Annotated in this window: 22 protein-coding genes; 10 read left to right on the top strand and 12 right to left on the bottom strand. The window is 62.4% G+C overall.

Translation table 11 applies throughout. The features are described 5' to 3' along the window. Positions 1–83: 83 nt before the first annotated feature. The gene (locus tag C8K61_RS17635) at positions 84–458 is read right to left on the bottom strand and encodes a class I SAM-dependent methyltransferase (protein WP_371920004.1); all 375 of its coding nucleotides are present in this window, start codon (positions 456–458) and stop codon (positions 84–86) included. Between the two features lie 527 nt (positions 459–985). On the opposite strand from C8K61_RS17635, the gene C8K61_RS17630 reads away from it, so the two are divergent. Continuing rightward, on the top strand, positions 986–1,930 hold the full coding sequence (locus tag C8K61_RS17630; protein ID WP_108097588.1) for a triacylglycerol lipase: 945 nt from the start codon (positions 986–988) through the stop codon (positions 1,928–1,930). Positions 1,931–1,997: 67 nt separating this feature from the next. After that, on the top strand, positions 1,998–3,017 hold the full coding sequence (locus C8K61_RS17625) for a lipase secretion chaperone (RefSeq protein WP_108097587.1): 1,020 nt from the start codon (positions 1,998–2,000) through the stop codon (positions 3,015–3,017). An 81-nt stretch (positions 3,018–3,098) separates the two neighbouring features. Here the strand turns inward: C8K61_RS17625 and C8K61_RS17620 are convergent, their stop codons facing one another. Then, on the bottom strand, positions 3,099–3,533 hold the full coding sequence (locus tag C8K61_RS17620; RefSeq protein WP_108097586.1) for a DoxX family protein: 435 nt from the start codon (positions 3,531–3,533) through the stop codon (positions 3,099–3,101). Between the two features lie 265 nt (positions 3,534–3,798). Further along, positions 3,799–5,217, bottom strand: coding sequence for a transglycosylase SLT domain-containing protein (locus C8K61_RS17615; RefSeq protein ID WP_108097585.1), 1,419 nt, complete (start codon positions 5,215–5,217; stop codon positions 3,799–3,801). Positions 5,218–5,486: 269 nt separating this feature from the next. Here C8K61_RS17615 and C8K61_RS17610 point away from each other — a divergent pair, with 269 nt between their 5' ends. After that, positions 5,487–6,290, top strand: a complete 804-nt coding sequence (locus C8K61_RS17610; protein ID WP_108097584.1) for a TatD family hydrolase — start codon at positions 5,487–5,489, stop codon at positions 6,288–6,290. Between the two features lie 5 nt (positions 6,291–6,295). Here the strand turns inward: C8K61_RS17610 and C8K61_RS17605 are convergent, their stop codons facing one another. Then, entirely contained in the window at positions 6,296–7,396 is a 1,101-nt protein-coding gene (locus C8K61_RS17605; protein ID WP_108097583.1) for a sigma-54-dependent Fis family transcriptional regulator, read from the bottom strand. A gap of 283 nt (positions 7,397–7,679) precedes the next feature. On the opposite strand from C8K61_RS17605, the gene C8K61_RS17600 reads away from it, so the two are divergent. The 3 genes from C8K61_RS17600 to C8K61_RS17590 are packed head-to-tail and all read left to right on the top strand — an operon-like array spanning position 7,680 to position 11,087. Continuing rightward, positions 7,680–8,753, top strand: a complete 1,074-nt coding sequence (locus tag C8K61_RS17600; RefSeq protein WP_108097582.1) for an ABC transporter substrate-binding protein — start codon at positions 7,680–7,682, stop codon at positions 8,751–8,753. 41 nt (positions 8,754–8,794) lie between these two features. Beyond that, entirely contained in the window at positions 8,795–9,994 is a 1,200-nt protein-coding gene (locus C8K61_RS17595) for an LLM class flavin-dependent oxidoreductase (protein ID WP_108097581.1), read from the top strand. Positions 9,995–10,004: 10 nt separating this feature from the next. Then, positions 10,005–11,087, top strand: a complete 1,083-nt coding sequence (locus C8K61_RS17590) for an LLM class flavin-dependent oxidoreductase (protein WP_108097580.1) — start codon at positions 10,005–10,007, stop codon at positions 11,085–11,087. 7 nt (positions 11,088–11,094) lie between these two features. Here C8K61_RS17590 and C8K61_RS17585 read toward each other — a convergent pair whose 3' ends face one another. Both C8K61_RS17585 and C8K61_RS17580 read right to left on the bottom strand, forming a co-directional pair. Further along, positions 11,095–12,432, bottom strand: coding sequence for a lysine N(6)-hydroxylase/L-ornithine N(5)-oxygenase family protein (locus tag C8K61_RS17585; RefSeq protein WP_108097579.1), 1,338 nt, complete (start codon positions 12,430–12,432; stop codon positions 11,095–11,097). A gap of 168 nt (positions 12,433–12,600) precedes the next feature. After that, positions 12,601–13,080, bottom strand: coding sequence for a sigma-70 family RNA polymerase sigma factor (locus C8K61_RS17580; protein ID WP_108097578.1), 480 nt, complete (start codon positions 13,078–13,080; stop codon positions 12,601–12,603). Positions 13,081–13,251: 171 nt separating this feature from the next. Here C8K61_RS17580 and C8K61_RS17575 point away from each other — a divergent pair, with 171 nt between their 5' ends. Genes C8K61_RS17575 through C8K61_RS17560 form a run of 4 tightly spaced genes read left to right on the top strand, consistent with a single transcriptional unit; the run spans position 13,252 to position 18,892 of the window. Then, positions 13,252–14,271, top strand: a complete 1,020-nt coding sequence (locus C8K61_RS17575; protein WP_256589477.1) for a FecR family protein — start codon at positions 13,252–13,254, stop codon at positions 14,269–14,271. Between the two features lie 57 nt (positions 14,272–14,328). Beyond that, positions 14,329–15,495, top strand: a complete 1,167-nt coding sequence (locus tag C8K61_RS17570) for an efflux RND transporter periplasmic adaptor subunit (protein ID WP_108097577.1) — start codon at positions 14,329–14,331, stop codon at positions 15,493–15,495. Continuing rightward, on the top strand, positions 15,492–17,486 hold the full coding sequence (locus C8K61_RS17565; protein ID WP_108097576.1) for a MacB family efflux pump subunit: 1,995 nt from the start codon (positions 15,492–15,494) through the stop codon (positions 17,484–17,486). Before C8K61_RS17570 ends, C8K61_RS17565 begins: the two co-directional genes overlap by 4 nt. Then, on the top strand, positions 17,483–18,892 hold the full coding sequence (locus C8K61_RS17560) for an efflux transporter outer membrane subunit (RefSeq protein ID WP_108097575.1): 1,410 nt from the start codon (positions 17,483–17,485) through the stop codon (positions 18,890–18,892). The genes C8K61_RS17565 and C8K61_RS17560 overlap by 4 nt, the downstream gene beginning before the upstream one ends. 382 nt (positions 18,893–19,274) lie before the next feature. Here the strand turns inward: C8K61_RS17560 and C8K61_RS17555 are convergent, their stop codons facing one another. From C8K61_RS17555 to C8K61_RS17525, 6 genes are all read right to left on the bottom strand, one after another. Continuing rightward, on the bottom strand, positions 19,275–20,009 hold the full coding sequence (locus C8K61_RS17555) for a proteasome-type protease (RefSeq protein WP_108097574.1): 735 nt from the start codon (positions 20,007–20,009) through the stop codon (positions 19,275–19,277). Between the two features lie 92 nt (positions 20,010–20,101). Further along, positions 20,102–20,902, bottom strand: coding sequence for a transglutaminase family protein (locus C8K61_RS17550; RefSeq protein WP_108097573.1), 801 nt, complete (start codon positions 20,900–20,902; stop codon positions 20,102–20,104). Continuing rightward, complete coding sequence (locus C8K61_RS17545) at positions 20,899–21,849, bottom strand: alpha-E domain-containing protein (RefSeq protein WP_108097572.1); 951 nt, start codon at positions 21,847–21,849, stop codon at positions 20,899–20,901. Before C8K61_RS17545 ends, C8K61_RS17550 begins: the two co-directional genes overlap by 4 nt. 2 nt (positions 21,850–21,851) lie before the next feature. Then, positions 21,852–23,261 (bottom strand): circularly permuted type 2 ATP-grasp protein, encoded by a 1,410-nt coding sequence (locus tag C8K61_RS17540; protein ID WP_108097571.1) that lies wholly within the window; start codon positions 23,259–23,261, stop codon positions 21,852–21,854. A 586-nt stretch (positions 23,262–23,847) separates the two neighbouring features. Next, the gene (locus C8K61_RS17530; protein ID WP_108097569.1) at positions 23,848–24,555 is read right to left on the bottom strand and encodes a type 1 glutamine amidotransferase; all 708 of its coding nucleotides are present in this window, start codon (positions 24,553–24,555) and stop codon (positions 23,848–23,850) included. Between the two features lie 143 nt (positions 24,556–24,698). Next, positions 24,699–25,040 (bottom strand): ribonuclease E inhibitor RraB, encoded by a 342-nt coding sequence (locus tag C8K61_RS17525; RefSeq protein ID WP_108097568.1) that lies wholly within the window; start codon positions 25,038–25,040, stop codon positions 24,699–24,701. Positions 25,041–25,864 lie beyond the last annotated feature (824 nt).

Below are 25,864 nucleotides of genomic sequence, written 5' to 3'. Positions count from 1 at the left end.
GGGTAGGCGCCGCTCAGCGCAGGGCTCAATGACGCAAGTGCTCAGGGTGGGTTGACCCATTCGGCCACAGCGCTCGATGCATTCTAGCGGCGAGTGATCAGGCCCTGCCGCGCCACGCGCACCAGATCGCGCACGCAGCTTTCCAGATTGGCCGCACTCGGCGCCTGCACCACGGCGAGGTCAAAGCTGTCGCGGGCAAAGCGCTGCAGCGACTCGTCGTCACCGACGAACTGGATCTGGAAGGTACGCGGCCCGCCCCAGCGCTTCGGCCAGCCTTCGAGGTAGCGCAGCAGGGTCGGCTGGTGATGGCCGCCGAGGAGGATTTTCGGGTTGCGCAAAGCCAGGCCACTGGTGATCGGGGCCAGACGCAGCAAGGGGCGGAGATTCAGCGAGGCAGCAACAGGAGTCGGCGCAAGGGCCAGGGTAACGGGGGTGTTCAACGCAGTGGGGGCATTCATGTACGGGTCTCTCGCCTCAAAAGCTTCGCAGGAAGCGGTGAGAGGCAACACCGAACCAGCGCTTTAGCGGTATTTCGAAGCAGGTCCCTTGTTCAGGTACATCTGACTTCGCTGAGCGCCCCGCAAGTAGCTGTTTAAATCGGCGCTGGCGGCAATCCTAGGGAAGCAGGCGCCGCGCTGTCAACCCTGCGGCGTGCCGGCTGCCAACCCATCCTTAGGTTAGGTCCGCTACGTTAGCGGCAATTTTCCGCCCTCCTGGCCGGCCAACCGGGCCCTCGCCGCGCCAGGCGAAAGTGGCCAAACACCGCGTTTAACGTTTCAGCCAGTAACAGGGGAAACAGCTGAAATTGTCGGACAAAACGCACGAACAAGCAGGAAAACACCGAACTAGAGCCACCCCAGGCGCTGCGCTTGTAGTGGCATGAATCCTGTACTACCGCTTGCGCTGATGTACGCGCCCTGGAGGGGCGTGGGGGCTTGCCCTGGATGGCGACAACTGCCTTATTCATCCCCTTGCGAGAGCGCATATGAACAACAATAAAACTCTGCTCGCCCTCTGCCTTGCCTCTGGTTTGCTGCTGTCGAACCAGGCCGATGCAGGATTGTTCGGCTCCACCGGCTATACCCAGACCAAATACCCGGTGGTTCTGGCCCACGGCATGCTCGGCTTCGACAGCATTCTTGGCGTGGATTACTGGTACGGCATTCCCTCGGCCCTGCGCAGCGACGGCGCCAAGGTGTACATCACTGAAGTCAGCCAGCTCGACACCTCGGAAAAACGCGGCGAGCAACTGCTGGCACAAGTGGAAGAAATCGTCGCCATCAGCGGCAAACCCAAGGTCAACCTGATTGGCCACAGCCATGGCGGCCCGACCATCCGCTACGTGGCTGCTGTGCGCCCGGACCTGGTGGCGTCGGCGACCAGCGTCGGCGCTCCGCACAAAGGCTCGGCCACCGCCGACTTCCTGCGTCAGATTCCTCCGGGCTCAGCCGGGGAAACCGTCGTCGCCGGCATCGTCAACGGCCTCGGCGCGCTGATCAACTTCCTTTCTGCCAGCTCCAGCACCACCCCGCAAAACGCCCTGGGCGCACTGCAGTCGCTGAACACGGCGGGCGCGACAGTGTTCAACGCCAAGTACCCGCAAGGCATTCCCACCAGCGCGTGCGGCGAAGGTGCCTACAGCGTGAACGGCGTGCGTTACTACTCCTGGGGTGGCACCAGTCCGCTGACCAACGCCCTGGACCCGAGCGACCTGTTGCTCGGCGCCTCGTCGCTGACGTTCGGCAGCACCGCCAATGACGGCCTGGTGGGTAAATGCAGCTCGCACCTGGGTCAGGTTATTCGCGATGACTACCGAATGAACCACCTCGACGAGGTCAACCAGACCTTCGGCCTCACTAGCCTGTTCGAGACCGACCCGGTCACCGTGTACCGCCAGCAAGCCAACCGCTTGAAAAACGTCGGCCTGTAAGGCCTTTGACAATGGCTGAGCCCGCAATGGGCTCAGCCATCAGGTCCACCGGCTGGAGCGAACACCGATGAAAAAACTGCTGCTGTTGCTGCCCGTTTCCTTTGCCGTCTGCGTGGCGGTGATGCTCTACCTGCAACCCCTGGAAAACGCCGCAGAACCTGCTGTGACCAGCGCCGTGAAAAAACCACTGCCAGCGGCTGCTTCCAAGCCTGCTGCCGATTTGGTCGCCCCACAGATCGCCGCCCTGCCCGCCACCCTCGCGCCCCTGCCTTCGTCGTTCAAAGGCACGCAAGTGGACGGCAGCTTTCAGGTCGACGGCGCCGGCAACCTGCTGATTACTGCCGACATCCGCCACATCTTCGATTACTTCCTCAGCTCCTACGGTGAGGAGTCGCTGAAAGACAGCGTCAAACGCCTGCGTGCGTACATCGCCAGCCAACTGCCGCAACCCGCGCAAGAGCAGGCGCAAACCCTGCTGACCCAGTACCTCGACTACAAGCGCGACCTGGTGCAGTTGGAGCGTGACCTGCCGCAAATGGCCAACCTCGACGCCCTGCGCCAACGCGAAAGCGCCGTGCAAGCCCTGCGCGCGCGACTGTTCAGCGCTGAAGCGCACCAAGCCTTCTTCGCCGGCGAAGAGGCCTACAACCAATTCACCCTGCAGCGCCTGGCCATCCAGCACGACGACAAACTCGACGCTACCGCCAAAGGCGTGGCCATGGACCAACTGCGCGCCAGCCTGCCGGAAGAGTTGCAGGAAAGCGTACTGCCGCAATTGCAAAACGAACTGCACACACAAACCGAGCAACTGCGCGCCGAGGGTGCCAGTGCCGAACAAGTACGGGCCTTGCGCCAGCAACTGGTTGGCGCCGAAGCCACTAGCCGCCTGGAAACCCTCGACCAGCAACGCGCTGGCTGGAAACAGCGCGTCACCACCTTCGCCGCCGCCAAAGCACAGATCGAAAACCAGAAAGGCCTGAGCGACGGCGACAAACAAGCCGCCATCCAGCAATTGGCAAACGAGCAATTCAACGAAAACGAACGGCTGCGGCTAGACGCAGCGGTGGAGTTGTCGGCGAGTAATTAGGGTTGGTGCCGCTTCTACACCTTCCGAGTTACCACGCACAAAAAAGCCCCGCACCAGGCGGGGCTTTTTTATGGCAGCTGATCAACCAGCGATTTTGCGATCCAGGGAGAACTTGCCGGCGCCTTCTACCAGCAGCGCAGCGCTGATGGTGGCCAGGATCAGGGCGTATTCAAAGCCGTTGGTGGCCATGAAGAAGCCATTGCCGATGTGCACCGCGAAAATTGCCACCAGCATGGCGACGATCAGCGAGGCAGCAGCCGGGCGAACCAGCAGGCCGATTACCAGGGCCAGACCGCCAAAGAATTCAGCGCTACCGGCCAGCAGGGCCATCAGGTAACCCGGGGTGATGCCGATGCTCGCCATCCACTGACCAGTGCCTTCCAGGCCGTAGCCGCCGAACAGACCGAAGAGCTTTTGCGAGCCGTGGGAGGCGAAGGTCAGACCGGTGATCACGCGCAGGATGGTGATGCCGAAGCCAGCGCGGGTAGCCAGTACGGTGTTGATCAGTTTGTTCATGGTGCATTCCTTAATGGGAGGCTTAGTAGGTGTTGGTGGGCGTAGTTTAAATAATAATATCGATACGACTAGCGGCATTTTCGGTTAATACTTATCGATAAATTAGATAACAAAACCTCTCTCCAGACCGTGTGAAAACGTAGCGAGCGAAGGTTTAGCAAGGCAAACACAGGCGAAAAAGCGCAGTTGACACGTAGTCAATGAGCATTTTTCGCCTGTGTTTAACGCCGCTAAACCGCGCGCAGTAGTATTCACACGGTCTGCGTCACTTCTTGGAACTTGCCACTTTGCCCTTAGGCACCAACTGCTCGCGCTCTCGGTCATAGGCCAGGTAGTACTTGTTCACCGCATTAACGTAGCTGACTACGCCCATTCCTACCTGCTCCATGGCAATTCGTTCGACCTGAAAGAACCACTGGTTGGCATTCAGGCCACGCCGCCGGGCTTCTGCGCGGAAGCCTTGTACCCGTTGCGGGCCGAGGTTGTAGGCGGCCAGGACGAAGGCCATGCGCTCGCGCTCGTTGATCTGCGCGCTGTTGAAGAAGTTGCGGCGGATGCGCGCGAGGTACTTGGCGCTGGCCTGTACGTTGCCCTCCAGGCCCTTCACGTCGCTGATACCAACGCTGCGGGCGGCGGCCGGGGTGATCTGCATCAGGCCGGTGGCGCCGCCGCTGCCCCGCGCGGCCGGGTTGAGGGTGGACTCTTTAAAAGCCAGCGCGGCCAGGGCCAGCCAGTCGATGTCTTGCTCGTCGCCATAGCGTTGCAGCACCGGGCGGACTTTTTCCAGGCGCTGGCGATCACCGCGGTCCAGCGGGTAATGCACCTTGTACAGGCGCCGGTAGATGCGCTGAAACGCTACATCCTGGTCGGTGGGGCTGCTGTAACCGCTGAGAAAACGGTCGATGGCGGCGCGCAGCATCGGCGCGTCCGGGCGCACGAACCAATTGATGTCGCCCTGCTCGGTAAGCACCAGTTGCCGTTCGATCCGCAGCTTGGGCATGACCTTGCTCCAGCGCTCGGCAATCGGCAGTTCCACGGCGGTATAGGGAAAGATGCCGGCTTCGACCATTTCCAGCACGTCTTCCACGGCCAGGCTCGGGTCGACCCATTCGATGCTGATCGGCGGCAGCTTGCGCAGCGCCAGGTGCTGGTTGATCTCTTCCAGCGCCTCGGCCGCCGCACTGCCTGCCGGCAAGGCCAGGCTGCGACCGGCCAGTTGCTCGATACGCTGATAACGCTTGTTGCCCTGGCGGCCGACCAATACCAACGGCACGTGGGCGCGAATCGCCATGCTCGGACTCACGTCCTGGCCGCTGCGGGCGTTGAGCAGCTCGCCGGGCACCACCAAGTCGCCCTCGCCGCGCTGCAGGGCGCTGAGCAGTTGGTCTTTGGCTTTGGGGATGATCTTGAGGGTCAGCGGGCGACCATCATGGGCATTGCGATTGAGGTATTGCTCGAAGGCTTTCAGGCGGTGGTATTCCAGGCCGATGGCCTGGCCTTTGACTTCACCGGAGCTGTTGCGACTCTGGTTGACCAGTACCCGCAAGACCCCGCTGCTGCGGATTTTGCTCAGGTCACGGACCTCGCTCGGGTGCTGCCAGCCTTCCTGAGGCCCGGCCAGGCGTGCAGCCGCCGGCAAGGGCAGCAACAGCAGGCTGAGTAGGAGCAGCAAGACACGCGTCATTCAATCTCCAGGTGCCGGGCCAGAGGGGCTGGCAGCGGTCACCGTAAAATTCCGATCGCCTCAGAGTGGCGGGTCCAAGGACTAGTTCCCCAGTGAAGAGTGGCTAGTTCCCTGGCAAAAAGGGCGCGGAGGGTCGCACAGCTGGCAGCGGGATGCCAGCCAAAGTCTGTAACCGCTTTAACAACACGCCATAACTGATTGTATTTTATAGCTTTATAGATACGACCACGGAGATGCTAAGCTGCACCGCTTCGCAGTGAGGTAGCACCATGCAACTCATCGACATTGGCGTCAATCTGACCCACGACAGCTTTGCCCAGAACTATGAAGCAGTGCTCGCCCGGGCTTACGAGGCCGGTGTCTGCCAACTGCTGCTGACCGGCACCAGCCTGGAGGGCAGCGAAAAAGCCCTGAACCTGTGCCGGCAAACCGATGAGCATGGCACCCGCTTGTTCAGCACCGCCGGGGTTCACCCCCACGACGCCAGCAGTTGGACCAGCAGCAGCGCCACGCAATTGCGGGCGCTATTAAAAGAGAGCTCGGTGCGCGCGGTGGGCGAATGTGGGCTGGATTTCAACCGTGATTTCTCGCCACGTCCACAGCAAGAAAAAGCCCTGGAAGAACAGCTGGCGCTGGCGGTGGAATTGCAGATGCCGGTGTTTCTGCATGAGCGCGACGCCAACCAGCGCCTGCTGGAAATCCTCCGTGACTACCGCGACCGCTTGCCGGCCGCCGTAGTGCATTGCTTCACCGGGGAGAAACGTGCGCTGTTCAGCTACCTCGATCAGGACCTGCACATCGGCATCACCGGCTGGATTTGCGATGAGCGCCGCGGCACCCACCTGCATCCGCTGGTGAAGGAAATTCCAGTGGGCCGTCTGATGCTGGAAAGCGATGCGCCCTACCTGCTGCCGCGCACCTTGCGACCGAAGCCGAAGAATGGTCGCAACGAACCGGCGTATCTGCTGGAAGTGCTCAATGAAGTGGCTCGGCATCGCGAAGAAACGCCCGAACACTTGGCCGCCCATACCACCGCGTGTGCCCGCGCGTTCTTCGACTTGCCAGCGCTTTAAGCGCCCTACCCCAGACTGCCGACCCGCGGTGCCGACGGGGCGATTTCGCCGATCTTTTCCAGCCGCGCACGGACGATGTTGCGGCTGATATTCAGCAGGCGGCCGGTCTGCAACTGGTTGCCGTGGCAGAAGCGGTAGGCGGTGCGAAACACCGTCTCTTCAATGTGCTCATACAGGTCCGGCAGGTTCTGCTCGAACAGCGCGGTCAGCGCCGTCTCCAGGTCTACCGGCGCCGCTGCCGCCACGGCCGGGCTGTGGCTGATCGCTTGAGACGGCGGTGCGTCGTGGCGTATGCCAGCGGTGCGCATGTCGACCAGGTGTAAGTCATTGGGCTGCACCCGCTCGTTACGGCACACCAGCAAGGCGTGGTGAATGGCGTTTTCCAGCTCGCGGATGTTGCCTGGCCAACTATGGTTCAGCAGTTTGTGTTCGGCCTCGACGCTCAGGCTGGCGCGTTTATAACCCAAGCGCTGGCAGTGTTCTTCCATGAAAAACTCGGCCAGCGGCATGATGTCGCCCGGGCGTTCGCGCAGTGGCGGCAGGCGGATGGTGGCCACATGCAGACGGTAGAACAGGTCTTCGCGGAAATGCCCGGCCACCACCGCGTCGGCGAGGTTGACGTTGGTGGCAGCCACCAGGCGCACATTGATCGGGATGGGCGTGCGTGAGCCCAGGCGCACTACTTCGCGTTCCTGCAGCACGCGCAACAACTTCACCTGCATGTTCAGCGGCAGGTCGCCGATTTCATCGAGAAACAGCGTGCCGCCCTTGGCCGCTTCGAACCAGCCGGCCTTGCTGCTGGTGGCGCCGGTGAAGGCGCCTTTCTCATGGCCGAACAGCTCGCTCTCCACCAGGGTTTCAGCAAAGGCGCCGCAGTTCACCGCAACAAAGGGTTCTTTGCTGCGATTGCTGAGGTTATGGATATGCCGCGCCACCAGCTCTTTACCGGTACCGGTCTCGCCGATAATCAACGCATTGGCCTCGCTCGGCGCCAGGCGTTCGATGCGGCTGAGCAACTCCTGCGAACGGGGGTCCTTGAAAACCAGCACGGTGGCGCGTACCGACTTGGTCAGTTCGCGGGCGTTGGGATGAGTGAGCAACGACATAGTGCATACCTGCGGGCAAAGGGCGCTGGCGGCAATCATGCACGAAGGCAACATAGATCCAAAAATTATTAATTAATCTTTATATATTCGATTTGCATCTATTGGTTAAACGCTGCTGCTGGAGCAGCAATCGGCCAGCAGCGGCTGCCCAGGCAACAGCAAGAGCCCCATCGGCAATAGCTTAAAAACCCGCCAAACCCAGCTAATACAAGGCCTGCAGCGCCTGGCATGCATTCTGCTGTCTGCCTGTAAAGCGCGGATGTTCCGCCGAAAGGAGAGCGACATGAACAGACTTTGGCGTAGCAGCCTGACGGCGTTGGCCACCCTGGCCGTCAGCCTGAGTGTGCTGGCAGCAGAACAACCGAGCTCGGTGAAGATCGCCATCGTGGCCTACACCCAGGGCGGCAAACCGACCTTTGGTGGCATTCCCGGCCGTGTGATCGAGGAAGGCTGGCTGGAACAGGAGCTGGCCAAACAAGGCATCAAGCTCCACTGGATCGCCCTGCCCCACGCCGGCGCCGGGCCGCAGATCAATGAAGGCTTCACCAACAACAGCATCGACTTCGCCGTGCGTGGCGACCTACCTTCGGTCATCGGTGGCGCTGGCGGTGTGCCGGGCAAACTGATCGTGCCTGGCGGCAGCGGCAACAACGTGTACCTGGTGGTGCCAGCCGGTTCCACGGCCACCAGCATCGAAGACCTCAAAGGCAAGCGCGTCGCCCTGCACCGTGGGCGCCCATGGGAATTCGCCTTCACTAACTTCCTCGCTAGCAAACAGCTGAGCCTGGCCGATTTCAAAATCGCCAACCTCAATCCACAAGTGGGTGCGGCGGCGGTGTCTGCCGGCAAAGTGGATGCCGCGGTGCTGCTCAGCGAGGCCTACGCGCTGGAAGACAAAGGCGTCGGCAAGATCATCTGGTCGACCAAACAGGGCGACAACTCCTGGCGCCTGGTCTCGGACCTGTGGGGTACCGACACCTTTATCCAGCAGTACCCCGAAGTCACCCAACTTCTTGCCACCGCCTGGATCAAAGCGGCCTGGTGGATTTCCCAGGAGCAGAACCGCGACGCCTATTACCTGCTGTCGTCCAAAGCCGGTACCGCCGAAAGCGTGTTGCGCCGTGATGACCAGGGCGACCCGGTGGCCTGGAAAGATCGCTGGGCGCCGAAGAGCAACGCGCAGCTCAAAGCCCACTACCAGGCGCTGTCCCACTACGCGTTCGAGAACAAGCTGATCCGCGACGAAGTGGACCTCAGCCAGTCCTTCGACACCCGTTTTACCAACCAGGCGCTGATCAACCTGCACTTGGAAGACTACTGGCCGAGCCTTAAAGGCCAAGTCAGCAGCAACCCCTGACGGTCGCTGCGTCCCCTCTTCCATTTTTCCGAGACCTGCCCATGAGCATCGAATTTTTCACCCGCCTGCCCCTGCATGGCGAAACCCAGTTCCTCCCTGGCGACCCGCGCAACCGCGGTGACTGGTCGAACAACCCCAATAGCACCGGCGCCGTGTCGACCTTCGACGCGGAAGACGACTTCACCTATATCGACTACCTGGCACAGATCGCCCGAGCCGCCGAGATCAACCGCTTTGGCGGGGTGTTGATGGTCAACGCGCCGGGCGGCGAAGAGCCGTGGACGGTGTGCTCGCTACTGGTCCGCGAAACCCGCAAGCTGAAATTCGTCACCGCGTTCCAACCCTTCCACTTCTCGCCTTTCGCCGCTGCACAAATGGCCGCGACCTACCAGCGCGCCTCGCGCAATCGCCTGGTGTGGAACATCATCAACGGCGGTTCGGAAGTGATCCAGCGTCAGGTCGGCGACTTCACCGAGCACGACGACCGCTACCTGCGTGCCAGCGAATTCCTCGACGTGGTGAAGGGTTACTGGCACAACGAAAACTTCCACTACGCCGGCAAGTACTACAAAGCCGAAGGCGGTGGCCTGCGAGGCCCACAGAAAAAAGCCGAGTTGCCACTGATCTGCACCGCAGGCTCCTCGGACGCTGCCCGCGAACTGGCCGCCAAGCACGCCGATTACTACCTGATGCGCGCCGAGCGCCCGGAAGATATCCGCGCCTTGATCGACGACGTGCGAGCCCGTGCGCAGAAGTACGGCAACCACAGCATTCGCTTCGGCTTGTCTATTGACGTGATCACCCGCCCCACCGAGGAAGAAGCCCGCGCCGAGGCCAAACGCTTCTTCGACGAAGGCCTGGCCAAAGGCGTGGTCAAGGCCCTGGCTGCCCACTCGGGGCTGCGTTCGGCACGCAAGCTGAGCTTCGAACACGAGTACGCCGAGAAAGGCGAAACCCAGGCCTATGACGACTTTTTCATCTACCCCAACGTCTGGTCCGGCTTCGGCTACATCGGTTTGCCTCCGGGTGTGGCACTGGTCGGCAGCTACGACAACGTGGTGGCGCGCATCCGCGAGTACAACGCGGTGGGCATCGACTTGTTCTTCCTCGCAGGCTACCCGCACCTGGAAGAAACCTACCGCCTGGGCGAGCACATCCTCCCGCACTTTCGCAGCGAACGCGCCGCGCTGAGCCGTGGCAGTGATGCCCCGGTCGGCCTGCACGCGGTCAACGGCGCCTGAGGAACTGAGCATGTCCATTGAATTTGTCGGCATGGTGTTTCCCAGCCAATGGTCCGAGAGCAAAGGCCCGCGCGCTGCAGGCTTTGACCTCGACTACCTGCGCCACCACGCCCGCGCCCATGAAAACGCCGGCTTCGACCGGGTGCTGATTGCCAGCGGCCCGGGGGGCGCCGACAGCTTGCAGATCGCCGCGTTTGCCGCCGCGCAAACCGAGCGCCTGGGCTTTATGGTGGCCCACCGCCCGGCGCTCACCTCGCCCACCGTGGCAGCCCGTTCTTTCGCCACCCTCGACCACACCACCGGCGGCGGGCGCATTCGCCTGCACGCCATTACCGGCATCACTGCTGAGCCGGGCGAAGGGGATTTCCTCCTGGATAAAACCGCGCGTTACCAACGCACGGATGAATACCTGGAGATCGTTCGGCGCACCTGGGCCAGCGACGAACCCTTCGATTTCGACGGTAAATTTTTCCAGCTCAAGGGCGCGTTTTCGCCGGTAAAACCGGCCGGGGCGATCCCGATTTCGTTTGGCGGCTCCTCCGACATCGCCTACCAGATCGCGGTCAAACATGCCGATTTATATGCGTTGTGGGGCGAGCCGTTGAGTGGGGTTGCCGAGCAGATCGCCAAGCTGCGCGCCGCCGCGCAACAGGCCGGCGTGGCAGCGCCACGGGTGAGTCTGTCGGTGCGCCTGATTCTCGGCGCTACTGAGGAGCTGGCCTGGGAACGGGCTTACCAGATCCTTGCGCAGATCAAGCAGAACCCGCAGTTTGCCGAAGGCAGCGCCTGGTCCAAACGGCTCAAGGGCACTGGCTCCGAACGCCTATTGGCGGCAGCGGCGGCAGGCGATCGCCACGATCGCGCATTGTGGATGCCGACCGCTTCGGCGGTGGGTGCCTATGGCGACACCACAGCGCTGGTGGGCACGCCGGAAACGGTGGCAGAAGCCTTGCTGGATTATGTCGACCTGGGCGTTACCACGTTCTTGAACCGGGGTTATGACCCGCTGTACGACACCGTCGACTACGGCCGCTGGATCATTCCCGCAGTGCGTGAAGAAGCGCGCCGCCGAGAGCTGGCGCGCGCTTCGTGAGGTAGCCTCAGCTGGCGGTGGCCAACAGCGGCGCACGGGGTGCGCTGCTCAGGCTTTGGTGGCCGAGGTAGTCGTACAGCGAGCTGGCGATGTCGTTCGCGCGAATCGGCAGCACCGACAACAGGGTGTCGCTAAGGCCATGGCTGGCCTGGCAGAAGCCCTGCATATACACCGCCGCCTGGCAACGCGCGTCGGTGATCACCCGGTAGTCGCGGTCCACGTCGAAGTCGCCCAGGTACTGGCTCAACGGCTCCAGCAGGTGGCGGTGCATCTGCCGCTCGTAACCGGTGGCCAACACCACGGCGTCGTAGCGGTGCACATCAAGCTCACCACTGGCGCTGTGGCGCAGGGCCAATTCGATGCCATCGCCATGGGCGGTTGCGCGCTCGACAGTGCGCAGGTGGTGGAAGGCGTGGCGCTGAACGCCGGAGACTTTCTGCCGGTAGAAAATCCCGTAAATGCGTTCGATCAGATCGATGTCCACCACCGAGTAATTGGTGTTGTGGTATTCGCGGATAAAGCGCTCGCGCTCGGCACCGGTCTGGCTGAACACCAGGTCGGTGAACTCGGGGGAAAACACCTCGTTGACGAAGGGGCTGTCGTCAGCCGGCTTGAGTGCCGAGCCGCGCAGAATCATGTCGACCTGTACCGAGGGGAAGCTGTCATTGAGGTCGATAAACGCCTCCGCCGCACTCTGCCCGCCGCCGATGATCGCCACCCGCATCGGCTTGCCGCTGACACACGGCTGCTGCGCCATGCGCTCCAGGTAATGCGCGTGGTGGAACACCCGGGCATCGCCCTTCAGGCTGCGGAATGCTTCCGGAATTCGTGGCGTGCCGCCGGCGCTGACCACCACCGCGCGGGTCTGGCGCACAAAGGTTTCGCCGTGGCTGTCGCGGGAAATCACCCGCAATGATTCGACCTTCTGGTTATGCAGCAGCGGCTCGATGGCCAGCACCTCTTCGCCATAACGGCTCTGCTCGCTGAACTGCGCGGCGACCCAGCGCAGGTAGTCGTTGTACTCCATGCGGCACGGGTAAAAGGTGCCGAGGTTGATGAAGTCCACCAGGCGGTCGTGGGCGTGCAGGTAGTTCACGAACGAGTACGGGCTGCTCGGGTTGCGCAGGGTCACCAGGTCCTTGAGAAAGGAAATCTGCAGCTCGCTCTGGGTCACCAGGGTGTTGCCGTGCCAGCGGTAGTCGGCCTGTTTGTCGAGAAACAGCACGTCCAGCGCGCCTTGCTGCTGCGCGCGTTCACGCAGGGCAATGGCCAGAGCCAGGTTGGAGGGGCCGAAACCGATGCCGATCAGGTCGTGAATGGCGGCAGGTGCTACAGATGGGGTCATGTCCAGCGTCCTCTGGAGAAGCCACGCGCGAGGGTGGCAGGAGTATCGGGTGGCGGCTGCGAAAGTCGCCTGTGGTGTAAGGACGAGGACGGGGAAATGAAATTTAGGTGGGGACTGTAGGAGCGGCTTTAGCCGCGAAAGGCTGGACCTGAAAACGCTGAGCGCGGCTTATTCGGCATCCCACTCGCGCATCCGCACGCGGCAGTGCTTCATGGCATTGACGATGTGCTTTTCCACCAGGCTCTGGGAGATATCCAGGCGCTGGGCGATTTCGTCATGACTGAGGCCTTCGAGCTTGCGCAGCAAAAAGGCGTCGCGGCACAGCGCGGGCAATTCATCGAGGGCACGCTGGAGTAATTGCAGGCGTTGATCCTGGGCCAGCGAGCGGTGTGGCGAGGGGCAGAAAAACTGTTCTTCCTGATCCAGCACATCCAGGGTTTCGGTGCGCCGCAAGGCGTTGCGGCGGTGCTCGTCGATCACCAGGTTGAGCGCCGTTCGGTAGAGAAAGGCCCGGGGCGACTCGATCTGCGCTTGACTGGATCGCTCCATCACGCGCAAATAAGCGTCATGGGCGACGTCCGCCGCGGCGTGTCGGTCCCCCAGCTTGGCGCTCAAAAAGCGCACCAGCTCCCGATAGTAAATCTCCAAAACAACCCCCGGCCACAGACGTGACGGCGAACATTGCGATAAGGTTGAGCACCCTGACCGTCATACTGGCAGTATGGAATTATTCATTTTATAATAATTCTCATCAAGATTTATTCTCACCTGCCAGCATGTCACCTCGCCGCTTCAGTACCAGGTAACCGGTATTCCCTGATGAATAACGCCCCTTCTCCCGCCAACGACGACCCTCTGGTCGAAGTCGCCGCACACTGGTGCATGCGTTTGCATGCCACAGATTGCACGGATGAAGAGCGCGCACAGTTCCAGCTGTGGCTTGAGGAACACCCCAGCCACGCCATCGAATACGAAGCCATGCTGGAAATCTGGGACCTGAGCGAGCAGTTGCCTGCCAGCCAACCTTCCCCCTCACAGCGCCCGGCGTTGCGCCAGGCCCTGCCAGTTCCCACCCTCCCCGTGCGCCCGCGTCGGCGTGGCTGGCGGCCGCAGGCCCGGGCCATCGCCCTGGCGGTGGTAGCCCTGCCACTGGCGGCCTACGGCGGCTGGATGATGGGCTGGCTACCGAATTCGTACGAACATTACGAGACCGAGCAAAACATCAGCCGCATCACCCTTGGCGATGGCAGCGAAGTCGAGCTCAACAGCAACAGTGACATCAGCTTCAGCAACTTTCGCGACCAACGCCACGTCAGCCTGAACACCGGCGAAGCGTATTTCCACGTCACCCACGACAGTGCCCACCCCTTCGTGGTCAGCGCTGGCGAAGGTTCGATCACCGTCACCGGCACGCGCTTCAACGTGTGGAAATACCAGGACAGCGTGGTGGTCACCGTCACCGAAGGCTCGGTGCGGGTGCAGAGCGAGCGCCAGGGTAACGACAGCACCCTGACACCCAACATGCAGGCCAGCTTCAAGTCCGGCGATCTCAAACCCAAGGTGGTTTCGGTGGACACGCAAACCGCCCTGGCCTGGCGCGACGGCAAGCTGATCCTCAACAACATCACCCTCGGCGAAGCGGTGCCGATGCTCAACCGCTACCTCGACGAGCCGCTGCTGCTCGCCGACCAGAGCACCGCCGACATCCGCATCGGTGGCATCTACAGCACCCGCGACATCGCCAGCCTGGTCAAGGCGCTGCCCAAAGTGCTGCCGATCAAGCTCGAGCCGCAAAGCGACGGCACCACCCTGATCCGCAACCGCAACGCCCGCCTGTAACGCCTAAATTTCTTAAGCGCACCTTCGTTTATCTGGCAGACCCTGACGAGCCTGCCAATGAGTGCCCTGATCACCCCCCGCCGTATTCTCCTCACCCTGCTCTGCCTGACACCGTTGGTGGCCGTTGCCACCTGGCAGGCGCTGCCGTTTCGCAGTGATGAACTGGCGACCGTGCAGGTGGTGCGCGGCACTATCGAAAGCAGCGTCAGCGCCCTCGGCACCTTGCAGCCGCGGCGTTATGTCGACGTCGGCGCGCAGGCTTCCGGGCAGATCATCAAGCTGCATGCCGAGCCTGGTGAGCAGGTCGAAGAAGGCCAGTTGCTGGTGGAAATAGACCCTTCCACCCAGCAAGCCAAGGTGGATGCCAGCCGATATTCCATCGACCAACTGAAAGCCGAACTGGACGAGCAACGGGCACAGAACGAGCTGGCCAAACAGCAGTTGGCGCGGCAGCAGCAACTGGCCCAGGGCGGCGCCACCCGCACCGAAGACGTACAAGTCGCCACCGCCCAGGTGCGCGCCAGCCACGCACGCATCGCCATGTTCCAGGCCCGCATCCGCCAGGCCGAAGCCAGCTTGCGCAGCGACGAAGCCGAGCTCGGTTACACGCGAATTTATGCGCCTATGGCTGGCACCGTGGTCGCGGTTGATGCCCGCGTCGGCCAGACCCTTAATGCCCAACAGCAAACCCCACTGATCATGCGCATCGCCAAGCTGTCGCCGATGACCGTGTGGGCGCAGGTGTCCGAGGCCGATATCAGCCGGATCAAACCCGGCATGCACGCCTGGTTCACCACCTTGAGCGGCGATGGCCGACGCTGGAACGGCAGCGTGCGCCAGGTGTTGCCGCTGCCGCCAACCCCGCTGGACCAAGCCAACCAGGGCGGCGGCAGCCCCAATGCCCAGGGCGGCGGGCGCGTGGTGCTGTACACCGTGCTGCTGGATGTCGACAACCGGGACGGCGCGCTGATGGCGGAGATGACCGCCCAGGTATTTTTCGTCGCCGGCAAGGCCGACGACGTGCTGACCATCCCCCTCGCCGCCCTGCAGGATGCCACCGCCACGCCGGACACCTACAAGGCCCTGGTGCTGGGCAAAAACGGCCAGATCGAAAGCCGCGACGTGCGCACCGGCCTGCGTGATCGCATGTTCGTCGAGGTGCTGGCCGGCCTCGACGAAGGCGAACGCCTGCTGATCGGCCCACCTGGCGGAGCGGCTGAATGACTGCCCAGGCATTGGACGCCAACCCCGCCACCGCCCTGATTGCCCTCAACGATGTGCGCAAGCAATACGGCGGCAACGGCGCGCCGGTGGTCGAGGTGCTGCGTGGGGTGTCGCTGCAGATTTACCCCGGTGAATTTGTCGCCATCGTCGGCGCTTCGGGCTCGGGCAAATCGACGCTGATGAACATCATCGGCTGCCTCGACCGCCCCAGCTCAGGCAGCTACCAATTCAGCGGTGTCGACGTCGCCCAAATGCAGGCCGATGAGCTGGCCTGGCTACGCCGCGAAGCCTTCGGTTTTGTGTTCCAGGGTTACCACTTGATTCCCTCCGCCAGCGCCCAGGAAAACGTCGAGATGCCGGCCATCTACGCCGGCCTCAGCCACAGCCAACGGCAGGCGCGCGCCGCGGCGTTGCTGGAACGTCTGGGCCTGGGCAGCCGGCGCGGCAACCGCCCGCATCAACTATCCGGCGGCCAGCAGCAGCGGGTATCGATTGCCCGCGCGTTGATGAATGGCGGCCATATCATCCTCGCCGACGAACCCACGGGCGCGCTCGACACCCACAGCGGCGCGCAGGTCATGGCCTTGCTCGATGAGCTGGCCGACCAGGGCCACGCCGTGGTGCTGATCACCCACGACCGCGACGTCGCCGCCCGCGCCCGGCGCATTATCGAAGTGCGCGATGGCCTGGTGATCAGCGACAGCGCCACGTCCCATCCGCCACTCAGCCATGCCCAAGGGCAGCAGCAGGTGGCGCAGTTGCAGCAGCGATTGTGTCAGCCGCAAACCAGCACGGCGTCCTGGGCCGGGGAACTCGTGGATGCCCTCAAAGCGGCCTGGCGGGTGATGTGGGTGAACCGCTTTCGCACCGCCCTGACCCTGCTTGGCATCATCATTGGCGTGGCCTCGGTGGTGGTGATGCTGGCCGTTGGCGAGGGCAGCAAACGCCAGGTGATGGCGCAAATGGGCGCCTTCGGTTCGAACATCATTTACCTCTCCGGCATTGCCCCGGTGCCGCGTGCGCCGGAAGGCGTGGTCAGCCTCGACGACCTCGCCGCCGTCGGCACCCTGCCGCAGGTGCAGCAGATCATGCCGGTGAACGGCGGCGACACGGTGGTGCGCTACGGCAACATCGACTTCTACGCCTACACCCGCGGCAACGGCGTGGCCTTCCCAACCATCCTCAACTGGCCGGTGGCGCAAGGCAGTTTCTTCAGCCAGGCCGACGAAGACCGCGCGGCCACGGTCGCCGTGATCGGCCAGAAAGTGCGCGACGCGCTGTTCGCCGGCATCGCCAACCCGATCGGCCGCTACATCCTGATTCAGAACGTGCCGTTCCAAGTGATCGGCGTGCTCAGCGCCAAAGGCGCCAGTTCCGGCGATGACGACAGCGACAAGCAGATCGTGGTGCCCTACTCCACCGCCAGCATTCGCCTGTTCGGCAAACACAATCCGGAGTTCGTGGTGCTCGCCGCCGCCGACGCCAAGCGCGTGCACGAGACCGAGCAAGCCATCGACCGGCTGATGCTGCGCCTGCACCGTGGCGTGCGCGATTTTCAGCTGACCAACAACGCCGCCATGATCCAGGCCGAAGCGCACACGCAGAACAGCCTGTCGCTGATGCTCGGCGCCATCGCCGCCATCTCGCTGCTGGTGGGCGGCATCGGGGTGATGAACATCATGCTGATGACCGTGCGCGAACGCACCCGCGAGATCGGCATTCGCATGGCTACCGGCGCCCGTCAGCACGACATCCTGCGCCAGTTCCTCACCGAAGCGGTGCTGCTCTCGGTGGTCGGCGGCATTGCCGGCATCGGCCTGGCATTGCTGATCGGTGGTCTGCTGCAGCTGAGCCAGATCGCGGTGGTGTTTTCCCTGACGGCCATGGCCGGCGCGTTTTTCTGTGCCCTGATCACCGGGGTGGTATTCGGCTTTATGCCCGCGCGCAAAGCCGCTCAACTCGACCCCGTGACTGCGTTGACCAGCCCATGAAACGACTCGTGCCCTTGTGCCTGCTGCTCAGCGCTTGCACCACTCCGCCCTTGGAAACCGCTACGCCTGCGCCCCCGGCACAATGGCAAGCGCCCACTGCCGAGAACGGCGCCGCCGTGCACAGCGACTGGTGGAGGCAGTTCGGCAGCCCGCAACTGGACGAGTTGATCGCCAGCGCCGAACGCGACAGCCATGACCTGGCCGCCGCCAAAGCACGAGTCCACCAGGCACGCGCCAGCAGCGTGATTGCCGGCGCGCCGCTGTGGCCGGAACTCAAAGGCGGCTTCGAAGCCGGGCGCGAACGTTTGTTGCGGGGTGACGGCTACAGCCAATTGGACAGCGACAGCTACGACCGCAGTGTGGATTCGTACACCGGCACCCTCAGCGCCAGTTACGAACTGGACTTCTGGGGCGGCCGCGCGGCAGCGCGAGACAGTGCCTTGCTGGCCCAGCAAGCCAGCGAATACGACCTGGCCACCGTGCGCCTGACCCTGCTCAGCAGCGTCGCCAGCAGCTACCTGAACAGCCTGGCCCTGGCCGAACAACTGCAGATCGCCGAACAGAACCTGGCCAATGCGCAGCAGGTGCTCAACCTGGTCGAGCAACGCTACCAGGCTGGTGCCGCTACTCAGCTGGAGCTTGCGCAACAACGCAGCCTGGTGGCTATCCAGCAACGCCAACTGCCGCTGCTACGCCAACAGGCCATGGAAGCGCGCATCGCCCTGGCGCTGCTGCTCGGTCGCCCGGTGCAGCAGTTGGCGCTGACGGATGAACGCTTCAATCAACTGCAGTGGCCGGCGATCCACGCTGGCGTTCCCAGCGACCTGCTCAGCCGCCGCCCCGATATCGCCAGCGCCGAAGCCCGCCTGTCCGCTGCCGCTGCCGACGTGACAGTGGCCCGCGCCGCCATGCTGCCGAGCCTGACCCTCACCGCCACCTTCGGCACCGGCGCCGACAAATTCCACGACCTGGTGCAAAACCCCTTCTACACCCTGGCCGCCGGCCTCAGCGCGCCGATCTTCAACGCCGGCAAACTGGCCGCCGGCCGCGACCTCAGCCAGGCGCGCCAGAACGAACTGCTGTACAACTACCGCAGCGCCATCGACGCCGGCTTCGCCGACGTGGAGAAGGCGCTGACCGCCATCGCCGGCGTCGACCAGCAACGCCACTGGCAAGAACAAGAACGCCACCACGCCCAACGCGCCTTCGACCTCGCCCAGAACCGCTACCAATCCGGCGCCGAAACCCTACTCAGCGTGTTGGAAACCCAACGGGTGCTGTACCAGGCACAAGAGAGTGGTGTGCAGCTAAGGCTGGCGCGTATGCAGGCAGCAATCGCTTTATACAAAGCGTTAGGTGGCGGCTGGCAAATTGCCGAGACTCACGATCAAAAGCATCGCGGCTAAAGCCCCTCCCACAACCAACCTCATTCCCCTGCAGGAGAGGCTTCAGCCTCGAGTTTTTGATCTCGGTCTGGCTCGTGATCTTGATCCGGCTGTTGATCTACCCGCCCCTTGGGCGAAGGCCGAGCGGAGTCATTGAGCAGGGGGTTGAGCGGCAGGAGCCGCGAAAGGCGCATCGGGCCAAGGATGGCCCGTTGTGCCGGCCCCCGGAGCAATGATGGAGTCGAGGGGACCCGTAGCGCAGCGAAGGGCCGAGGTTGGGGCAAGCCCTTTGGTTACTTTGCGGCGACTGGCAAAGTGACTCGCGCGTAAGGCGCGAAACAAAACGCCCAGCGCACGCGGTTATGAAGAACGCCGCCTGCTCCCTATAGCGCAGATATCCGCCCTACGCCGAATACTCCGGCGGCAACGGCGGCAACTCATCCAGCAACTGACTCAAGCCCACCGACCACTGCTCCCGCACGCCCATAAAATACGGGTCGTTCTCCAACACCCGAAACCCCGCCGGCACTTGCAAACTGTTGGCCTTGTACACCACCACATCCAACGGAAACCCCACCGACAAATTACTGCGAATGGTCGAATCAAACGACACCAGCGCACAGCGCAACGCCTTGTCCAGATCAGTGTGGTAATTCAGCGCCCGATCAAGAATCGGCTTGCCGTATTTACTCTCGCCAATCTGGAAATACGGCGTGTCATCCGTGGCCGCAATGAAGTTGCCCAGCGGGTAGATGTTGTACAGCTCCGGCTCCTGCCCGGCGATCTGCCCGCCGACCAGAAACGAACAACTCAAGTCCACCCCGGCGGCCATCGGCGAGTTGGTATCGCGGGCCATCACCTCACGCATGGTGTCGCCCACCAGGGTGGTCGCGTTGTACAGATTGACCACGTTGTTGAGGTGCACGCCGTCATGGCTCAAACGCGTGCGCAGCAGGTTGATCACCGCCTGAGAGGTCGCCAGGTTGCCAGCGGTTTGCAGCACAATCAGGCGCTCCCCCGGCACGGCGAATACGTGGAGTTTGCGAAAAGTGGCGATATGGTCGACCCCGGCGTTGGTGCGCGAGTCGGAGACAAACACCAGGCCCTCGGCCAGGTTCAGTGCTACGCAATAGGTCATGTTGGCATCCGATCCATAAAGACGAAGACGCCCGAACCAGTTCAAGCCGGTTCGGGCGCTAGGGTGTTGACCATACTAGTCACGGTTTGGTTTTACTGTTGTTGCACCTGAACACGGGTGGGCGACACTTCCACATGCGCGTGCATCTGCTCTACCCCACCGCCACGGCGCATACCACGGACCGGGCAGGCGTCCAGGTAGTCCAGACCGACCGCCAGCTTCAAATGGCGCTCGGCACGGGTCAGGCAGTTGGTCACGTCAAAGCTGTACCAGGCGCCGTCCAGCCAGGCTTCGGCCCAGGCGTGACTGGCCAGGTGATCGCTGCTGTCGGTGTACAGGTAGCCCGACACATAACGCGCCGGCACACCGAGGCTGCGCGCACAGGCGATAAAGGCGTGCGTCTGGTCCTGGCACACACCCTTGCCACTGGCGAAGGCTTCAGCAGCACTGGTCTTGACGTCGGTGACGTCGGCTTGATAGCGAATATGGGCGTTGAGGCGGTTCATCAAATCGATCATGCACGAGCGATCACGGCGGCTGGCGCATTCGCTTTGGGCGAAATCACGCAGCGCCTGGTCGGCCTCGGTCAACCGGGTGGTACGCAGGAACGGCAGCGGCGACTGGTCTTCGTGCTCGCACTCGCGTTGCTCGTCGATTTCCACCTGGCCACGGGCACCGAGAATGATGCTTTCGTGCGGTTCGTCCAACGTCAGCACATGGAGGATATTGCCGTAGGGGTCGACCTGGGCGCGCACCGGGCGCGGCAGGTTGAGTTCCCAGCTGATCACCTGCTGACGCTCACTGTCGTGCGGGGTCATGCGCAGGTACTGGATGCTGTTACGCACCTGATCTTCGTAGTGATAGGTGGTGTCATGGCTGATTGAGAGTCTCATGCGACCTCCAGGTAAGACGTTTGAATGGCTTGGCCTAGCTGGCGCACCAGCAGGATGAAATCGGTGAGCCAGCCATGCAGGCCCTCATCGAGTACTTCATTAATGCTGGTATAGCGCAGGCGCGCTTCCAGCTCTGCCGCCAGGCGCTGGGCCGGACGACCGTTATCACCCGGCAGGCTGGAGAGCATCAGGTTCAGTTCGTCCATGCACGAGCGCAGCGAACGCGGCACTTCAGCGCGCAGCAACAACAGCTCGGCCACCTTGCGGGTGTTGGGCGAGCCACGGTAGATCTCGGCAAATGCCTCGTACGACGAAAGTGCCCGCAGCAAGGCGGTCCACTGGTAGTAACTGCGCGCCGGGCGACCATCATTTTCGTCGATGTCTTCGCCGAGCATTTCGTAGCGGGCATCGAGCAGACGCAGGGTGTTGTCGGCACGTTCGATAAAGGTGCCCAGGCGGATAAAGCGGTACGGGTCGCCACGCATGATGGTGCCGAAGGTGGCGCCGCGGAACAGGTGGTTACGCTCCTTGGCCCACTCGCAGAAACGACTGATGCCGTAGCGGCCCAGGCCCTGCTCGGCAATGCCGCGAATCTCCAGCCAGGTGGCGTTGATGTTTTCCCACATGTCGGCGGTGATCCGCCCTCGCACGGCATGGGCGTTGGTGCGCGCCGCTTGCAGGCAGCAATAGATGCTCGCCGGGTTTTCCGCATCCAGGGCAAAAAAGTGCAGCATGCGCTCGGCATGCAGCGGGCCGTGGCGCTCCAGGTATTCGTCCAGGGTGCCGGTGATCAACAGCGGCAACGCCAGCTCTTCCAGGCCATTGCCGCGCCCGTCCTGGGGCATCAGCGACAGCGAGTAACTCACTTCCAGCATGCGCGCGAGGTTCTCGGCGCGCTCCAGGTAACGGGACATCCAGTACAGGTCAGAGGCAGTGCGGCTCAGCATAATTAGTCCTCCACCACCCAGGTGTCTTTGGTGCCACCGCCTTGCGACGAGTTCACCACCAGCGACCCCTCTCGCAACGCCACGCGGGTCAAGCCGCCTGGAACCACTCGGGTGTCTTTGCCGGAGAGCACGAAGGGGCGCAAATCGATATGGCGCGGGGCGATGCCGTTTTCCACGAAGGTCGGGCAGGTCGACAGGCACAGGGTCGGTTGCGCGATATACGCTTCCGGACGGGCAATCAGGCGGGCGCGGAAGGTTTCGATTTCCGCCTTGCTCGCCGCTGGCCCCACCAACATGCCGTAGCCGCCGGAGCCTTGGGTTTCCTTGACCACCAGGTGCTCGAGGTTGGCCAGCACGTGCTGCAGTTCCACCGGTTTGCGGCACTGGAAGGTCGGCACGTTTTTCAGAATCGGTTCTTCGTCGAGGTAGAAGCGGATCATCTCGCCGACATAGGGATAGATCGATTTGTCATCCGCCACGCCGGTGCCGATCGCGTTGGCCAGCACCACATTGCCGCTGCGGTAGGTCGACAGCAGGCCCGGCACGCCGAGCATGGAGTCCGGGTTGAACGCCAGCGGATCGAGGAAAGCGTCGTCAAGGCGGCGGTAGATCACGTCCACCGGTTTGGCCCCGGCGGTGGTGCGCATAAAGACTTTGTCGTCACGCACGAACAGGTCGGCGCCCTCCACCAACTCCACGCCCATCTCGCGCGCCAGGAAGGCGTGTTCGAAATACGCGCTGTTGTAACGCCCTGGCGTCAGCACCACTACCGTCGGGTTGTCCAACGGGCTGGAGCTTTTCAGAGTGTCGAGCAGCAGGCTCGGGTAGTGGTCGATGGGCAACACGCGCTGCGCGGCGAACAGCTCCGGGAACAGACGCATCATCATCTTGCGGTCTTCGAGCATGTAGCTCACACCGCTGGGCGTACGCAGGTTGTCTTCGAGTACGTAGTAACTGCCGTCACCGTCGCGCACCAGGTCGACCCCGGAGATATGCGCATACAGATCGCGGTGCAAGTTCAAGCCCTGCATCGCCAGTTGGTAGCCCTCGTTGGCCAGCACCTGCTCAGCCGGAATAATGCCCGCCTTGATGATGCGCTGGTCGTGATAGAGGTCCGCGAGGAACATGTTCAACGCCTGCACCCGCTGGATGCAGCCACGCTCGACAATCCGCCACTCACTGGCCGGAATGCTGCGCGGGATGATATCGAAGGGAATAAGACGCTCGGTGCCCTGGTCGTCGCCGTACAGGGTGAAGGTGATACCGGCCCGATGGAACAACAGGTCGGCTTCGCGGCGGCGCTGGGCCAGTAACTCATCCGGGGTATCCGCCAGCCAACGGGCGAATTCTCGGTAATGCGGACGACATTCGCCGTTCGCCAGGTACATCTCGTCATAAAAGGTGCGGGTCATGCCGTACTCCTTGTCACCCGGACGTGCATAGCCATTGCAAAGCCCGAGCCATCCGTCTTATTCGTTATAAATCAGTTACTTGTAAATAAGACACAAGCCTTACGCACCAATAACGCGCATTCCATCTGCCGCTGTACGCGGCCACGCCCTGTTGCGCGGCAACTGCTGGCCGAGCCTCAAGCGAAACGCCAAGGCAACCTGTTTCCCTATGACCAGCATAGTCAGGGTTGATTTCAACAAAATGCTTGTGCCCCAGATAATTGCGCCCATCACGCCGCCGGGCATCTTCCTTGAAGCTGCCCGCCAGTGCTGTAGCCCACGGCCCACAAGGCCTGCGATATTGCTCCTGTCCTTGGCCGACTCCCCTTACGGCCACCCGCTCCCGACCGCTCACAAGGCGGTCGTTTTTTTGTGCCGCTCCACGGTTCTCGTTCTGTGCCGCCGGTGGTTCCACCCTTTCGTTCTCTGCCGCCGTCATCCCAGCGAAGGCTGGGACCCAGACTCTTGTGACGAACACCGTTACCTGGCCAATTCTGGGTCCCAGCCTGCGCTGGGACGACGGGGTTTTAGTGCGACGGTGTTTTGGTTAGAGGGCCGCGAGTTCCAACCAGCGCCGATAAAACCCCTCCGCCACCTGGTTCAACGCCGCCACCTTTTCAGGCAACTCATCCAGCATCTTGCGCATCGACTGCTGGCTCGGCTGGGTTTCGTCCAGCAGGTGCGCCCAGTCGGTCAGCCACAAACGCACCAGTTCTTCGGTCATTTCCGGATGGCCTTGCAGACCAAGCACTTTGTCGCCCCAGGCAAACGCCTGGTTCGGGCACCAGGGGCTGGACAGCAGACGCTGCGCGCCGGGGGGAATATCGAAGGTGTCGCCGTGCCATTGGTAGATCGGGAATTCGTCCGGCAGGTGTTCCAACCACGGGTTGCCTTCGGCCTGGCTGGCCTGCCACAGCGGTTGCCAACCGATTTCCCGGTACGGCATGCGGTGCACCGCTGCACCCAAGGCCTTGGCCAACAGCTGGCCGCCCAGGCAATGGCCGAGCAAGGGAATGTCGCGCTCGATGAAATACCGCAGGGCGTCGACCTCCGCCCCAATCCAGGGCAAGGGGTCGTTGACGCTCATGGGCCCACCCATGATCGCCACGGCCTTGGGCCGGTCGAGGTCGTAACCGTCGAGTTCGCCAAGGTCCACACGCAAGACGGTGAAATCCAGCTGTCGCTCATCCAGCACCCGGGCCAGATGGCCGGCCGGGCAATAGTCGACATGGGTGAGTATCAGAATATCGCTCATTACTGAACCGCCTCTTTTTTTCAACCTCTTGAGGCAAACGCCGTGCCGAGGTCGGGGCAGCTCTACAGAAAAACCCTACAGAGCGCCGGCCAGCCTGAGGACCAGCCGACGCATCCGAGGTTTGGCGCCAGTTTTACGCCGGGTCAGACCCGCAACCCTTTGAGTTCCTGCGTAACACCCCAGCCGTCGAGAACGCCACCCAAGGGGGCGACCATGGACTCCAGGTCGTGCTCGAACGCACCAATACCGTCGTAGGTGGCGTACATCACCTTGCTGATCAACACGTGCCAGGCGCCGTCATCACGTACGCTCACCTGAGCATTCAATACTTCACTGCGGAATTTCTTCGCCACCTCACGGGCCCGCTCCTCATCGGGAAAAATGGCGTAGAACTCGATCGGGTGGATACGGGCGAAATCGAAGCCGCCCTCTTTCATCCGGCGCAGAACATTACTGCTGATGTCGTTTGGGCTTGCTGTGCTCATGATGCGACCCCCTCACATGCGATGGATGGATTGACCGCTTTCCCATTGCTGCTGCCAGCTGACTGCACTGACGTCGCGACAGACCCGAAGGCCCATCACCTGAGGCTTGCTGCATTTGCTTGCTGCGACATAGAGCGTTTGCTGCAGGTGCCAGAACAGGCACCCTGTTTGAGCGTAGTGCCATTACGGTGATTGTGCAGGTTTGGTTACAGGACTTTTTGACGTAAGGCCGGATGCCCCAGCAACAGCGAGGTTTTTGATCTGCTTGTGATCTGCTTGTGATCTTGATCTGGCTGTTGATCTACCTCGCCCCTTCAGGAGGCCGAGTGGAGGTGCTGCGCAGGGGGTTGAGCGGCAGGGACGCCGCGAGAGCCACGATGGGCCAGGGACGGCCCGTCGTGGCGTGCCCCCGGAGCAGTGCCGGAGCGAGGGTACCTGGAGCGCAGCGGAAGGCCGTATGCCGGGGGCTAGACCTTTTGCTGACTTTTGGGGCAATGCCAAAAGTTAGTCGCGCGTAAGGCGCGAAATAAAACGCCTAGCGCACGCGGTAAAGAAGAAACACCATTGAGCCGAAAGCCAACACAGCGCTTTTGCCTTTGAGGTTTTGCTTTTCTACATTACCGCGTGCGCTGAGCTTTTTTGTTTCGCGCCTTACGCGCGAGGCACTTTTGGCATTGCCCCAAAAGTACCCAAAAGGTCTAGCCCCCACCTGGGCCCTGCGCTTCGCTTCGGGTCCCCTTGTAAGCTAAATTCAACCTGCTTCAGACCGTGGTTCCCTTTGGTTACGAGACCGTGAGGGAGCATGGGTCGAAGCAGGTTTCTCT

It is taken from the genome of Pseudomonas sp. GV071 (assembly GCF_003050835.1).
GTDB lineage: Bacteria > Pseudomonadota > Gammaproteobacteria > Pseudomonadales > Pseudomonadaceae > Aquipseudomonas.
This window is presented reverse-complemented; position numbering and strand designations above follow the sequence as displayed.